At 72.1% G+C, this 12,414-nt stretch carries 14 protein-coding genes and 6 tRNA genes; 9 read left to right on the forward strand and 11 right to left on the reverse strand.

What is annotated here, in order from left to right:
* Positions 1-112: 112 nt before the first annotated feature.
* Together GQF42_RS10275 and GQF42_RS10280 are read right to left on the reverse strand one after the other, a co-directional pair.
* Positions 113-184 (reverse strand) — tRNA-Val (locus tag GQF42_RS10275).
* Positions 185-267: 83 nt separating this feature from the next.
* Positions 268-744 carry a TIGR02611 family protein gene (locus GQF42_RS10280; RefSeq protein WP_158919333.1) on the reverse strand — a complete coding sequence of 159 codons (477 nt, stop codon included), beginning with the start codon at positions 742-744 and terminating at the stop codon, positions 268-270.
* A gap of 191 nt (positions 745-935) precedes the next feature.
* Between GQF42_RS10280 and GQF42_RS10285 the strand changes: the two genes are divergently transcribed.
* Both GQF42_RS10285 and GQF42_RS10290 read left to right on the forward strand, forming a co-directional pair.
* Entirely contained in the window at positions 936-1,349 is a 414-nt protein-coding gene (locus GQF42_RS10285; protein WP_004002642.1) for an SsgA family sporulation/cell division regulator, read from the forward strand.
* Between the two features lie 295 nt (positions 1,350-1,644).
* On the forward strand, positions 1,645-2,205 hold the full coding sequence (locus GQF42_RS10290; RefSeq protein WP_158919334.1) for a CGNR zinc finger domain-containing protein: 561 nt from the start codon (positions 1,645-1,647) through the stop codon (positions 2,203-2,205).
* A 101-nt stretch (positions 2,206-2,306) separates the two neighbouring features.
* On the opposite strand, the gene GQF42_RS10295 is transcribed toward GQF42_RS10290, so the two are convergent.
* Positions 2,307-2,474, reverse strand: a complete 168-nt coding sequence (locus GQF42_RS10295) for a hypothetical protein (RefSeq protein WP_158919335.1) — start codon at positions 2,472-2,474, stop codon at positions 2,307-2,309.
* 184 nt (positions 2,475-2,658) lie between these two features.
* Entirely contained in the window at positions 2,659-3,108 is a 450-nt protein-coding gene (locus tag GQF42_RS10300) for a hypothetical protein (protein WP_158919336.1), read from the reverse strand.
* Positions 3,109-3,352: 244 nt separating this feature from the next.
* Between GQF42_RS10300 and GQF42_RS10305 the strand changes: the two genes are divergently transcribed.
* Positions 3,353-3,877 (forward strand): DsbA family protein, encoded by a 525-nt coding sequence (locus GQF42_RS10305; protein ID WP_199272633.1) that lies wholly within the window; start codon positions 3,353-3,355, stop codon positions 3,875-3,877.
* A 74-nt stretch (positions 3,878-3,951) separates the two neighbouring features.
* On the opposite strand, the gene GQF42_RS10310 is transcribed toward GQF42_RS10305, so the two are convergent.
* The 3 genes from GQF42_RS10310 to GQF42_RS10320 form a co-directional block, all read right to left on the reverse strand.
* Entirely contained in the window at positions 3,952-4,776 is an 825-nt protein-coding gene (locus tag GQF42_RS10310; protein WP_158919337.1) for a GNAT family N-acetyltransferase, read from the reverse strand.
* Between the two features lie 96 nt (positions 4,777-4,872).
* A complete protein-coding gene (locus GQF42_RS10315; RefSeq protein ID WP_158919338.1) occupies positions 4,873-5,694 on the reverse strand; it encodes an aminotransferase class IV in 822 nt (273 codons plus the stop codon).
* A complete protein-coding gene (locus GQF42_RS10320; RefSeq protein ID WP_158919339.1) occupies positions 5,691-6,755 on the reverse strand; it encodes a chorismate-binding protein in 1,065 nt (354 codons plus the stop codon). Before GQF42_RS10320 ends, GQF42_RS10315 begins: the two co-directional genes overlap by 4 nt.
* 178 nt (positions 6,756-6,933) lie before the next feature.
* On the opposite strand from GQF42_RS10320, the gene GQF42_RS10325 reads away from it, so the two are divergent.
* From GQF42_RS10325 to GQF42_RS10345, 5 genes are all read left to right on the forward strand, one after another.
* Positions 6,934-7,006 (forward strand) — tRNA-Gly (locus tag GQF42_RS10325).
* Positions 7,007-7,044: 38 nt separating this feature from the next.
* Positions 7,045-7,118, forward strand: a tRNA-Cys gene (locus GQF42_RS10330).
* A 1-nt stretch (position 7,119) separates the two neighbouring features.
* Positions 7,120-7,191 (forward strand) — tRNA-Val (locus tag GQF42_RS10335).
* A gap of 47 nt (positions 7,192-7,238) precedes the next feature.
* A tRNA-Val gene (locus GQF42_RS10340) sits at positions 7,239-7,310 on the forward strand.
* A gap of 29 nt (positions 7,311-7,339) precedes the next feature.
* A tRNA-Val gene (locus GQF42_RS10345) sits at positions 7,340-7,411 on the forward strand.
* 61 nt (positions 7,412-7,472) lie between these two features.
* On the opposite strand, the gene GQF42_RS10350 is transcribed toward GQF42_RS10345, so the two are convergent.
* The 3 genes from GQF42_RS10350 to GQF42_RS44895 form a co-directional block, all read right to left on the reverse strand.
* The gene (locus GQF42_RS10350) at positions 7,473-7,775 is read right to left on the reverse strand and encodes a TFIIB-type zinc ribbon-containing protein (RefSeq protein ID WP_158919340.1); all 303 of its coding nucleotides are present in this window, start codon (positions 7,773-7,775) and stop codon (positions 7,473-7,475) included.
* 80 nt (positions 7,776-7,855) lie between these two features.
* A complete protein-coding gene (locus GQF42_RS10355) occupies positions 7,856-8,932 on the reverse strand; it encodes a phosphotransferase family protein (protein WP_158919341.1) in 1,077 nt (358 codons plus the stop codon).
* 434 nt (positions 8,933-9,366) lie between these two features.
* Positions 9,367-9,543: a hypothetical protein gene (locus tag GQF42_RS44895; protein WP_199272634.1), complete on the reverse strand. Its 177-nt coding sequence runs from the start codon at positions 9,541-9,543 to the stop codon at positions 9,367-9,369.
* Positions 9,544-10,166: 623 nt separating this feature from the next.
* Between GQF42_RS44895 and GQF42_RS10360 the strand changes: the two genes are divergently transcribed.
* Complete coding sequence (locus GQF42_RS10360) at positions 10,167-11,561, forward strand: serine/threonine-protein kinase (protein WP_233273316.1); 1,395 nt, start codon at positions 10,167-10,169, stop codon at positions 11,559-11,561.
* A 7-nt stretch (positions 11,562-11,568) separates the two neighbouring features.
* On the opposite strand, the gene GQF42_RS10365 is transcribed toward GQF42_RS10360, so the two are convergent.
* Entirely contained in the window at positions 11,569-12,387 is an 819-nt protein-coding gene (locus GQF42_RS10365; protein WP_158919342.1) for a TrmH family RNA methyltransferase, read from the reverse strand.
* Positions 12,388-12,414: the final 27 nt, after the last annotated feature.

Below are 12,414 nucleotides of genomic sequence, written 5' to 3' on the forward strand. Positions count from 1 at the left end.
GTTGCCGGTCCGGCAAAACCGGATCCCTCGGCCGCCTGCCCCTCCCGCACCCGAAGCCGGGGCGTACGACGACGGCCCACCTGCTGTTTCGCAGATGGGCCGTCGGTCCGGGTGGGCGATACTGGGTTCGAACCAGTGACCTCTTCGGTGTGAACGAAGCGCTCTCCCACTGAGCTAATCGCCCGGGCGCAGGAAGAACATTACCGCATGTCAGGGGGTGCCTCCGACGGGGGTGGGGCGGCGAGCGCCCCGGACGGCGAGGCCGGGTCACTGATCCTTGATCTTCCAGGGCACGACGACGCCGAACCTCCACAGGTAGGTCCCGGCCAGCGCCGCGACGATCGTCACTCCAATGGCGGTCAGCGCGATGTTGCGCCGGCGCACCTTGGGGTCGAGCGCCCGCTGGGCCGCCTCGGTGACCTTGCGTTTGGTCCATCGCAGCACGAGCTGGGCCCAGACGAACTCGGTCGCCCAGATCGCCATGCCGCCGAAGATCACCACCCAGCCGGGTCCCGGCAGCGGCAGCAGGACGACGCCCGCGACAACGACCGCGAGGCCGACCACGAAGACCCCGACCTGCCAGCTCAGATGCAGGACACGGCGGGACTTGACGAATTCCGGCGCCCGGGACCCGAGCCCGTCCCCGGCCTCCTGCCCGGCCGGCTGCCCCGGCGCCTGCCGGTCCGCCGGCGCTTTGTCCGCCGCCACAGCGGCCTCGCACGGCTCGTCACTCCCCGTATTCATACAGACAAACCCTACCGGAGTGAATCCGGTCACCGGAATGGTCGTAGGTCTGGTACGAGTTCTCGGCCGGAAGAGTTACGTAAAGACACGCAAAACCCTCAGAGGGGTTTACAACGGCACCGTAGGTGGCATGTCGATTTCGCCGACGTGCGAATCCCCGAGCGCACACTGAGCGAAAGGCCCTGGCGCTTATGAACACCACGGTCAGCTGCGAGCTGCACCTGCGCCTCGTTGTGTCGAGCGAGTCCTCCCTGCCTGTCCCCGCAGGCCTGCGGTACGACACGGCCGACCCCTACGCCGTGCACGCCACCTTCCACACCGGAGCCGAGGAGACCGTCGAGTGGGTGTTCGCCCGCGACCTCCTCGCCGAGGGGCTGCACCGCCCCACGGGCACCGGCGACGTCCGCGTCTGGCCATCGCGCAGCCATGGTCAGGGCGTCGTCTGCATCGCCCTCAGCTCCCCGGAGGGGGAGGCCCTGCTCGAGGCCCCGGCGCGGGCCCTGGAGTCCTTCCTGAAGCGAACCGACGCCGCCGTGCCGCCAGGCACGGAACACCGGCACTTCGATCTGGATCAGGAGCTGTCGCACATCCTGGCGGAAAGCTAGGTCGACCATCGAAAGCAGCCCGGCGCCGTCCACTCGGGGAGACGGCTCGGGCCAGGACAACCGCATACGGCACAGCCCGGCGCCGTCACCGTGAGCCTTCACGGGGCGGCGCCGGCCTGTGTCCGGCTCCTCCCGCGTCCCACGGCCGGGCAGGCGGATCCGGGAACCCTGCCGGGCGCGGAGGCGTTCTCCGGGCAGTCGTGGTCGGGCAGAGACCCTCGCGATGGGCGCGCTTGTCGCTACCATCGGCCAGCATCGGCGGGCGAGGCCCGACCCCCAGGCCAGGGAGCGAAACGTGCTGATCACCCACGACACCCGGTGTGCCCTCGACACCGTGGTCGATCTGGTGAACACCGCGCCGGAGGACGGCGCGGCGGCGGACGGACTGCCCGACGTCCCGGCTCTCGCAGACTTCGTACGAAAGCACGAAATCAGCGATGTCGGCGCACTGTCGGAGTTCGACCTCTCGGCGGTGCGCAGGGTCCGGGGGCGCTTCGCGGCGATCTTCGCGGCCCCGGACGCCCGGTCCGCCGCCGGGTTGATCAACGAGCTGGTCGCCGCGGCCGGCACCACCCCGCGCCTGACGGACCACGACGGCTACGACTGGCACGTGCACTACTTCGCGCCGGGCGCGTCCATGGCCGACCACCTCGCCGCCGACTGCGGGATGGCGCTCGCGTTCTTCGTGGTGGCCGGGGAGCAGGAGCGGCTGCGGCGCTGTGAGGCGCCGGACTGCCGACGCGCCTTCGTCGACCTCTCCCGCAACCGCTCGCGCCGCTACTGCGACAGCCGCACCTGCGGAAACCGACTGCATGTGGCCGCCTACCGGGCCCGGCGCAAGGAAGCGACGGGCTGACCGATCGCATGGCGCCCGGATCCCGGATCGCCTTCGAGAAGCCCGGCGTGCCGATGCCGACGTCGGTCCCGGCGGGTGGCGCCGGGACGGACGCGTACGGCTCACAGCAACAGCAGGTCGTGCAGCGCAGCCATGAGGAGCAGACACCCGATCACCGCAAGGAAGATCATCAGCGGTGGCTGGGAAAGGGCGAAGAGGCACCCGCGCGGCTCGTCCTTCGGCGGCGCGGCCTCGCTCTGTGTCGTGTCCAGCATCTCGATGAAGATCATGGCGCAGGAGAGGTCTCGTGCGCGATCAACACGCCACCTATATGCGGTAGTTGCCGTATTCCGTGCCGTCCCGTCCGACTTGCTTCGGGTTGTGAACGGTTCCGGACGCGCCCGTGACGGACTGTGTCACTTCAGTCCATGCGGGCCGATGTGCCCTTATGCCGCTGCGCCCGCCTTGCGGCCGTCATATGCCGTGCTTCTTGAGGATGTCCTCGATGTCACTGAAGTCGTCGGCGGCGGAGCCGGTGGCGCGCGGGGCGGTGGCGGATCCGGTGGCCTGCCGGGTCCTTCCGCCCAGCGAGGGTGCGGAGGCCGTGGGAGCCACGGCGTCGGCAGCTGCGCCACGGGCCGCTCTGCGCTCGGCGCGAGTGCCCCCGCCGCGCCGGCGTTCGACCGCACGCGTGCCCGCGAAGAGCAGCCAGGCCACTCCCAGCACTCCGAAGCCCGCCCAGGCGGAGGGGCTGAAGGCGGTGTCGGCGATCCAGCCGACGACCCCTGTCATCACCAGGCCGACCGGCACCAGCGCGTAGGCCGCGATACGGGTCGCCGCCAGGAAACGCTTGCGGTAGGCCGTGACCACCGCGATGCCCAGGCCCGCCGCGGAAACGGCGGAGCAGACGGTCTCGGCAATCATCCGGTCCTCCTGGCGGGCTCGGTCGGGTGGAATGGGGCACGCAGACAACACTGGGACGCGGCACGCCGGGCGGGCGCGCCTCGTCCCTTCCATCCTGCACCGTCCTGTCCCCGCGATGCCATGGCCGCGGCGGACATCAGGGACATCTCCGGGTCGTCTCCTCCTGGAGTGCCGTACGCCCCCGACCGGCATGCCGTTCCGTCCCGATTGGGTCGGCCGGGTCCGGCCTGGAAGACTGGGCCGCATGAGCGACTCCTCCTCCGCGCGCACCGGCGCCCCCGTTCTCGACGTCTGGTGCGAGCTGCAGTGCCCCGACTGCCGTACGGCCCTGGACGACATCCGCGCCCTGCGCGCCCGCTACGGCGACCGGCTGGAGCTGCGGCTGCGGCATTTCCCGCTGGAGAAGCACAAGCACTCCTTCGCCGCCGCCCAGGCCGCCGAGGAGGCGCTGGAGCAGGGCAAGGGCTGGGCGTACGTGGAGGCCGTGCTGGGGCGGGTCGAGGAACTGGACCGTACGGGAGAACCCTTCCTGGTCGAGGTGGCCCGTGAACTCGGGCTGGACGCCGAGGAGTTCGACACCGCGCTGATCGACGGCCGGCACATCCTGATCGTGGACGCCGACCAGGCGGAGGGCAAGGCGATCGGGGTGACCGGCACCCCGACGTACGTCATCGGTGGCGAGCGCCTGGACGGCGGCAAGAGCCAGGAGGGCCTGCGCGGACGCATCGAGGAGATCGCCGACCGGCTGCTGGGCGGCGAGCAGGCGTAGGGCCCGGAGCCCGGCCGGGCGGACCGGGGACGGGGAGCGGGGAGAGGAGCGCCGGGACCGGGGCCCTGCCGGTCCTACAGCAGAGTCTTCGCGAGCGAGTGGGACGTCGTCTCGTAGCCGAGCGACTCGTACAGCCGCTCCGCCGGGGTGTTGCCCGCGAACACATTGAGGCCGAGGATCCGCCGGCCCGCCTCGACGGCCTGGCGCTCCGCCAGCAGCATCAGCGTACGGCCATGTCCCCTGCCGCGGTGGGCCGCGCCGGTCTCGACGCCGAACACGAACGCCTTGTCGTCCTGGAGTGCCAGCCACAGGACTCCCACCCGGGCCCCTTCGTGCTCCAGGACGCTCAAGCGCACGCCGTCGGTCGCGAGCCCGTGCGGCAGCAGCCGTTCGTGATCGCCGCGCGCCTTGGCGCGGGCGGCGGGCTCGGGGACGCCGCGCTCCATCCACGTGCGCGCGTACCGCTCGCGCTCGTGCTCCTGCCAGGCCGTGAAGTCGGTCTCCGTCATGGGCCGCGCGGTGCTGCCCGGCGGCAGCTCGGGCACGACGGTGCCGAGGTGTTTCTCCATGCGACGGTTGCGCAGCGTGTAGCCGAGGGTGCCGAACAGCCGCAGCGCGAGGTCCGCGGAGGCGGGGACGACGGCCACGATCTGCGTGCAGCCCCAGCCGCGTACCACCTCCTCCGCGGCGAGCGCGGCCACCGTGGCCCGGCCACGGCGCCGGTCGGGTTCGGCGATCCACAGCTCGCTGATGGTCGCCATCGAGTCATCGAAGGACGGTGAGGTGGCGAGGTGGATCTCACCGACGGGACGGCTGTTCACGCACACCTGGTAGCGGCGTGAGCGGGTGCCGTCGGGCTGCTGCTGAAGCGGCTCGACCGGCCGCAGGGTCGTGGTCATCACAGGTGTTCTACCCTCGGCCGACCCTCGAGTCAGCCGGTTTTCCCCTGCACGCGCCGCACCGTGGGACCGCCGCGTCGGCGCCCGGCCCCCGGCTCAGGGGTCCAGGTCGTCCCCGGACCGCTCGCCGAAGATCTGCATGGCCTTGGCGGTCACCGGGCCAGGGGCGGCGGGCAGTTCACGGTCGTCGGCACGGTGCACGGCCTGGATGTCCCGCAGGGTGGAGGTCAGGAAGATCTCGTCGGCGCGCCGGAGAACGTCCAGCGGCAGGTCCGTCTCCCTGGCCCCCGTCCACTCGATTGCCAGGGCGCGCGTGATGCCGGGCAGACAGCCGGAGGCGACCGGCGGGGTGTGGATCTCGCCGTTCAGGACGACGAAGACGTTGGACCCGGTGCCCTCGCAGAGCTGCCCGACCGTGTTGCCGAACAGCGCCTCGGAGGCACCGTGTTCATGGGCGCGGGCCAGGGCGACGACGTTCTCGGCGTACGAGGTGGTCTTCAGGCCGGTCAGGGCGCCGCGTTCGTTGCGGGTCCACGGGACGGTGATCACCGCGGTGGTGTCGGGGCGGCGCGTGGTCTCGCCGAGGGCGACCACGAGGGTCGGGCCGTGCTCGCCACGGTCGGAGCCGAGCGGGCCGTGGCCACCGGTGTAGGTGATCCGCAGCCGGCCGAGCGGCATCGGGTTGGCCTCCAGGACGGCCGCGCAGGCCTCGCGTATCTCGTCATGGTCGGGGGCCGGCAGGCCGAGGCCGTGGGCCGAGCGGGTCAGCCGGTCGAGGTGCCGGGTGAGCGCGAACGGCCTGCCGTCCGTCGCCTTCACGGTCTCGAAGATGCCGTCGCCGACCGTCAGTCCGTGGTCGAAGACGGAGACGGTGGCGGACTCCAGGTCCCGCAGCCCGCCGTCCAGCCAGATCCTCATGCGCACACGCCTCCACTCGACTCGTACGCCCCCGACGCTACCGCGAGCAGCCGGGACGCCTTCAGCTCGGTCTCCTGCCACTCCCCTTCGGGGTCCGATCCCCAGGTGATGCCGGCGCCGGTGCCGAAACGCAGCAGCGCCGTACCCTCGTCCGGCCGGTCGATCCAGAAGGTGCGGATGCCGACGGCCAGCTCGCCCACGCCCCGGTCGGCGTCGACCCAGCCGATGCCGCCGCAGTACGGCCCGCGTGGAGCGGCCTCCAGGGCCTCGATGATCCGCAGCGCGCTCGACTTGGGCGCGCCGGTCACCGAGCCGGGTGGGAAGGCGGCCGTGAGCAGCTCCGGCCAGCCGGCCGCGTCCCGCAGCTCGCCGCGGACCGTGGAGACCAGGTGGACCAGGCCGGGGTGCTTCTCCACGGCGCACAGATCGGGGACGGTCACGCTGCCGGTGGCGCACACGCGCCCGATGTCGTTACGGACCAGGTCCACGATCATCACGTTCTCGGCGTAGTCCTTCTCCAGGAGGTCCGCCGCCGTGCGTCCGGTGCCCTTGATCGGCCCCGACTCCACGACACGGCCGTCCCGGCGCAGGAACAGCTCGGGCGAGGCCGTGGCGATCTCCACGCCGTGCTCCGGCAGCCGGATCGTCCCGGCGTACGGCGCCGGGTTGCCGCGGGCCAGCAGGGCGGTCAGGGCGTCCACGTCGGCGTCGTCGGCCACGGGCGCGCTGAGCACCCGGCAGAGGTTGGCCTGATAGACCTCGCCGGCCGCGATGTGCTCGCGGATCCGGCGGACCGCGGCCGTGTACGCGCGGTGGTCCAGGGAGGAGGTCCAGTCCGCCACCGCCGGGCCCCGCCAGCCGCCGGCCACCGGGGCGGGCACCGGCTCCTTGCGGACGTCCGCGAAGCGGGCGCAGGTCAGGCGGCCCTCGAAGTCCGCGCAGACGGCCCAGAAACCGTCGGAGTCCAAGGCGGCCGGGTCGCTCGTGACGTCCAGGAGGCCGGTGGCGACGCGGTCGCCGAAGCGGGCCAGAGCAGGGAGCCGGGAAGGGTGGTCAAGCACGCGATCGAGTCTAGGTCGGGTGTCCGAAAGATGGCTCCGGGATGTCCCCGAGGGGGCCCTGACCACGTACTCCGTCGGGTGTACCGCAGCACGCTGCGCAAACGCGTTTTTGTGCTGGCCCGGGAATCCGCTAGAGTTCAACACGTCGCCGGGACGCGGAAGCGGACCGAAACGACAAGCGGACGTAGCTCAGTTGGTAGAGCGCAACCTTGCCAAGGTTGAGGTCGCGAGTTCGAGCCTCGTCGTCCGCTCGAAGGAAGTAGGGATCATCCCGATCCCCTACACTCCTGGTGGAGTGGCCGAGAGGCGAGGCAACGGCCTGCAAAGCCGTCTACACGGGTTCAAATCCCGTCTCCACCTCCAAGGACGATTAGCTCAGCGGGAGAGCGCTTCCCTGACACGGAAGAGGTCACTGGTTCAATCCCAGTATCGTCCACTGGATCTTCTCGCAAGATCCACGGGTCTTCTCGAAGATCCTCACCCGCGCGATTAGCTCAGCGGGAGAGCGCTTCCCTGACACGGAAGAGGTCACTGGTTCAATCCCAGTATCGCGCACCGACTGTGACCCTTGCGTCACAGCCTGCGGACGATTAGCTCAGCGGGAGAGCGCTTCCCTGACACGGAAGAGGTCACTGGTTCAATCCCAGTATCGTCCACACATCAAGGAGCCCCCGGCCGTCTCGTACGGCCGGGGGCTTCTTCGTGGGCTCAGGCCGCTCAGCTGGAGAAGAGCATGTGCGCCCAGCTCTTGTGACCGTGCCGGCCATGGTGACCGTGAGGGTCGTAGTGCCCGTGGCCGCCGTGGTGACCGCCGTGCGGGGCGCCCCAGGCGGGCGCGGGCGGGGCCGGGTACGCCTGCGGGGCCGGCGGGACGGGCTTGGACCACTGGGCCTCCAGCTGGGTCAGCGCCTCCAGCTCGCCGTAGTCGAGGAAGATGCCGCGACAGCCGCTGCACTGCTCGATCTGGACGCCGTTACGGTTGTAGGTGTGCATCGGCGCATAGCATTTCGGACAATGCATCGTCGGCTCAACTCCTCACCGGTCGATCCTGCTTGGTGTTTCCCCAGGACAGACTCCGTGCTGCTCCTGGTGGTTGCAGCCTAGTGCGGGGATCCGGACGCCAACTGGTGTGGAATCCGGACCATTCGGGCACATGTGTCGATCATTTCCTGCTCGACCGCGTCCAGCGGGCGGTTTGCCTCGAGCGCCTTGCCGAGCGCCAGGGCGGCCGTCTGCACGGTGAGCGCGCGGGCCGGGACGTCCAGGGCGGGCCAGGGGTCACCGGTCGCGGGTACGGCGGGACCGCCTGCTCGCCGGTACGCGCCGAGGAAGCGGGACCACGCGTCGGGCGGCAGGAGACCACAGGCGTACCAGGCGGCGGGCCGCGCGAGATCCCAGGCCGGCGCGCCGACCCCCAGGTCGTCGACGTCTATCAGGCGCCAGGCCCCGTCCGGCACCGGATGACGGACAAGCTGACCGAGGTGCAGATCACCGTGGCACAGGGCCGGCACCCCGGGCATGGCCGTCTCACCGCGCGCCCAGGCGGGGAGAGCGGCCCAGGCGGCCAGGACGGGGGCGGCGGCCCGGGGGGTTGCGGGGCCGGGGGCCCGGTGGGGCGGAGCCACCGGGACGGGGACTTCGCGGCCGACAACTCTGGAGTCGGCTGCACCGGAGCCGGTGACTTCGGAGTCGTCGGTGTCGGCGTCGGTGGTCGTGCGTGCCGTGGCGTGCAGCGCCGTGTGGAGCCGGGCGATGGCCCGGGCTGCCTTGGCCGGGCCGCGCATCGGGGGCAGGCCGGCGGGTGGGGGCGTGCGGTGCAGGTGGGCGAGGAGGGTGGCGGTGGCCTCCCAGGGCGCCACGTCGGAGTCGTCGGGGTCCACCGGGGTGCCGTAGGGCCAGAAGGACACCAGACGGTCGTGCAGGAGGGTGGGGGCCGGGTCGAGCGGGGCCAGGAGGATGTCCGGAAACCGGGCCGCCGTGGCGAGGCGGAGGGCCAGTTCGGTGGGGTCGGCGCCGGGGGCGTGAGCCTTCGCGACGGTGTCGTGGTGCCGGACGACCGTGGCGTCGGGGCGGTCCGCGAGCGGGGTGGAGGAGACGGGGCATGCGCAGTCAGCTCCGCCGGAGTGCGGGTGGGCGGCGGCCTCCACCTCGGCGGTGAGTGCGGCGAGCAGGGTCAACGGAGCCTCGGGGGTCGGGGTGTGTGGGTGAGCGTACGACGGTGCCGGGAGCGGGGGCGGACCGGGCAGTGGCGCCGCGGCCGGACGGTGGCGGGTCGCTCGCCCGCACCGGGCGTCGTGCCGCCGCACGCAGCCAGGGGCACCGCGGCACGACCAGCTGGAGCCACACCGCTTCCCGGGTACGGCGACCGCGGCCCCCGAGGGGCGCGGGGAACTGCGCGCCGGCCATGGCGGGTCCACAGCCGGACGCATGGGACGACACACACATCACGCGTGGGACACACCTACATGTCGGCGACCCCGGAAACGGCGCAATGCCGGCGCAGCTCCCCAGCTGCGCCGGCATTCGTGCCGTCCGCCGCACCCCCGTCCCCACGGGGTTTCATGGATGGATGTCCCCGCCCGGACCGCTCTTCCGGGCCTGGGGTCGCCGCTCAGCGCCCCAGCATCGCACCCACGGACGACGCCTGTGTGGCCACTGTGTTCCAGCCGTCGAAGACGATCAGGAGCAGGGCCGCCAGGGGAAGGGCCATGAGCGTCGCCACCAAGGGGTGGCGACGGCCCGTCCGGCGGGCGGCGAATGTCGTGCGTCGCGGTGCCGTGTGGGCCATGGTCCCTCTCCTGACCGATTCGGTTGTCATTCGGAGCGGCGGGTGTCTGACCTCGGGGGACGAGTGCTGCACCCGCCGCTTGTCCTCAAATCTAGGCGCGCGGCCCGCGCCGGGCGTCATGCCCTCGTACCGATTGCCGGGCCTCCCGGAGGATGAGCCATGACCTGGGGCGTACTCCCCAGGGTGGAGACGCGGCTCCGGTTCTCGGGGTCTTCCCGGAGGGGGCGTCCGCCGTATCCCGTCATTTCCGGAGCGTCCGAGGTCGAGAGGTGTGTCGAGAGGTGCGACAAAGAGTGACTTCAGTCACTCCGGTGCCGCGCCGCGGGGCCGTCGTTCCCGCCTCGGGGTCTGCACGGGAAACGCTGCCGCGGCCGGTTCGCCGCGACCGCCGGGACGGTGCGCGCACCGGTCCGGCCCGGCCTGTCGTCACCTCAACCTCCGTACATCGTCCCCTCGTTGGGGACGCTGCCGCCTCAAGGGTGCCGCGCCGCAGGGGTTCCTGACCGTGTTTCACCTCGGGCGTGCCGTCCGCACAATCCGTTCGGCCCGGAGGGCGCGGCCTCTGCGCGCAGGCGGCCGTGGAAACGTAAGCTGTGCCACGTCACAGAGGCCGGGCAGCGGGGATGAACATGGCGATGATGCGCCTGAGGCGCGAGGACCCGCGCGTCGTCGGCTCGTTCAGGCTTCACCGACGGCTCGGCGCGGGCGGGATGGGCGTGGTCTATCTCGGCTCCGACAGGAAGGGCCAGCGGGTCGCGCTGAAGGTGATCCGCCCGGACCTCGCCGAGGACCAGGAGTTCCGGTCGCGGTTCGCGCGTGAGGTCTCCGCCGCCCGCCGGATCAGGGGCGGCTGTACGGCCAGGCTGGTCGCGGCCGATCTGGAGGCCGAGCGACCCTGGTTCGCCACCCAGTACGTGCCCGGGCCCTCACTGCACGACAAGGTCGCCGACGAGGGTCCGCTCGGCGCGGCCGACGCCGCGGCCATCGGCGCGGCCCTGTCCGAGGGCCTGGTCGCGGTGCACGAGGCCGGGGTCGTCCACCGGGACCTGAAGCCCTCCAACATCCTGCTGTCCCCCAAGGGGCCGCGGATCATCGACTTCGGCATCGCCTGGGCCACCGGTGCCTCCACGCTCACCCACGTCGGCACGGCGGTCGGCTCCCCCGGCTTCCTCGCGCCCGAGCAGGTGCGCGGCGCGGCCGTCACCCCGGCGACCGACGTCTTCTCACTGGGCGCGACGCTCGCCTACGCCTCCACCGGTGACTCGCCCTTCGGGCACGGCAGTTCCGAGGTGATGCTGTACCGGGTGGTGCACGAGGAGCCGCAACTGTACGGCGTACCGGACGCGCTCGCCCCGCTGGTACGGGCCTGCCTGGCCAAGGACCCCGACGAGCGGCCCAGCACGCTGCAACTCTCGCTGCGGCTGAAGGAGATCGCGGCCCGTGAGGCCCAGGGCCTGGACGCCGTCGCACGGCCGCCCGCGCCGCGCGCCGCGGAGGCGGACCGGCCCACGGGACGGCTCCTCGACACCTATCCCGAGCAGCAGCGCACCCAGCGGCGCACCGCGCCCGGCACCCCGGTGCCGCGCGGCGGCATCCCCTCCCGGAACGGCGGCGCGCCGTCGCGGGGCAGCAGCGGGCCGCGCGGTACGGGTGCGGGCTCGCGGCCGGGCACGGCCCGCCCGACACCGGCGCCGCGTGCGGCCGGCCCCCGCTCCGGCAGCGGGAACCGTCCCGGTCCGCGCGGCGGTTCCGGGCGGCCGGCGCAGCGTACGACGGGAACCGGGCGGCGCCCGGCCAACCCCCGGCTGCTGCGGCAGCGGCTGTTCGTGTTCGTGGTCGTGACGCTGCTGGTCGCGCTCGGGATCGCGGTGGCACAGGGCTGCCAGGGCCCGGCGCGCGGCCTCGGCGGCGACGGCGCCGGGCAGCGCCAGCACGTTCAGCAGCACCAGCGGCTGAAGGCCGCAGGACCGGCAGCGGAGCGGTACGCGGTGGCGCAACGTCGCGACACCGGGAAGTGAGCGCCGGTCAGGGCTGTGGGCGGCCGGTGGCCACCGCGTAGAACGCGACCGCCGCGGCCGCGCCCACATTGAGCGAGTCCACGCCGTGGGACATCGGGATGCGGACCCATTCGTCGGCGGCGACCAGCGCCTGGGTGGACAGCCCGTCGCCTTCGGCGCCCAGCATCAGGGCGACCCGCTCCATCCTGTGCGGGGCGGCCTCGTCGAGGCTGCGGGCCTTGTCGTCCGGGGTGAGCGCGAGCAGCGTGAAGCCGGCCTCGCGGACCGACTCCAGCCCCTTGGGCCAGGTGTCCAGGCGTGCGTACGGCACCGAGAACACCGCGCCCATGGAGACCTTGACGCTCCGCCGGTACAGCGGGTCGGCGCAGTCGGGTGACAGCAGGACCGCGTCCATCCCGAGGGCGGCCGCGGAGCGGAAGATCGCACCGATGTTGGTGTGGTCGTTGACCGACTCCATGACGACGACCCGGCGGGTGGAGCGCAGCAGTTCGGCGGCCGTCGGCAGCGGCTTGCGCTGCATGGAGGCGAGGGCGCCACGGTGCACGTGGTAGCCGGTGACCTGCTCGGCCAGCTCCGGACTCACCGCGTAGACGGGCGCCGGGAGTTCGTCGATGACGTCACGCATGACGTCGACCCACTTGGCCGAGAGCAGCATGGAGCGCATCTCGTAGCCGGCTTCCTTGGCCCTGCGGATGACCTTCTCGCCCTCGGCGATGAACAGGCCTTCGGCGGGCTCACGCTTGCGGCGCAGCTCGACGTCGGTCAGGCCTGTGTAGTCGCGCAGGCGCGGGTCGTCGGGATCCTCGACGGTGATGAGATCGGCCACAGGGTGATACTGCCTTGCTCTGGGTGT

It is taken from the genome of Streptomyces broussonetiae (assembly GCF_009796285.1).
Lineage (GTDB): Bacteria > Actinomycetota > Actinomycetes > Streptomycetales > Streptomycetaceae > Streptomyces > Streptomyces broussonetiae.

What these genes read in the sequence shown, in the direction of transcription:
- GQF42_RS10280 (WP_158919333.1), bottom strand. Translation starts at nt 744, where the DNA reads ATGAATACGGGGAGTGACGAGCCGTGCGAGGCCGCTGTGGCGGCGGAC.
- GQF42_RS10285 (WP_004002642.1), top strand. Translation starts at nt 936, where the DNA reads ATGAACACCACGGTCAGCTGCGAGCTGCACCTGCGCCTCGTTGTGTCG.
- GQF42_RS10295 (WP_158919335.1), bottom strand. Translation starts at nt 2,474, where the DNA reads ATGATCTTCATCGAGATGCTGGACACGACACAGAGCGAGGCCGCGCCG.
- GQF42_RS10300 (WP_158919336.1), bottom strand. Translation starts at nt 3,108, where the DNA reads ATGATTGCCGAGACCGTCTGCTCCGCCGTTTCCGCGGCGGGCCTGGGC.
- GQF42_RS10305 (WP_199272633.1), top strand. Translation starts at nt 3,353, where the DNA reads ATGAGCGACTCCTCCTCCGCGCGCACCGGCGCCCCCGTTCTCGACGTC.
- GQF42_RS10310 (WP_158919337.1), bottom strand. Translation starts at nt 4,776, where the DNA reads ATGACCACGACCCTGCGGCCGGTCGAGCCGCTTCAGCAGCAGCCCGAC.
- GQF42_RS10315 (WP_158919338.1), bottom strand. Translation starts at nt 5,694, where the DNA reads ATGAGGATCTGGCTGGACGGCGGGCTGCGGGACCTGGAGTCCGCCACC.
- GQF42_RS10350 (WP_158919340.1), bottom strand. Translation starts at nt 7,775, where the DNA reads ATGCATTGTCCGAAATGCTATGCGCCGATGCACACCTACAACCGTAAC.
- GQF42_RS44895 (WP_199272634.1), bottom strand. Translation starts at nt 9,543, where the DNA reads ATGGCCCACACGGCACCGCGACGCACGACATTCGCCGCCCGCCGGACG.
- GQF42_RS10360 (WP_233273316.1), top strand. Translation starts at nt 10,167, where the DNA reads ATGAACATGGCGATGATGCGCCTGAGGCGCGAGGACCCGCGCGTCGTC.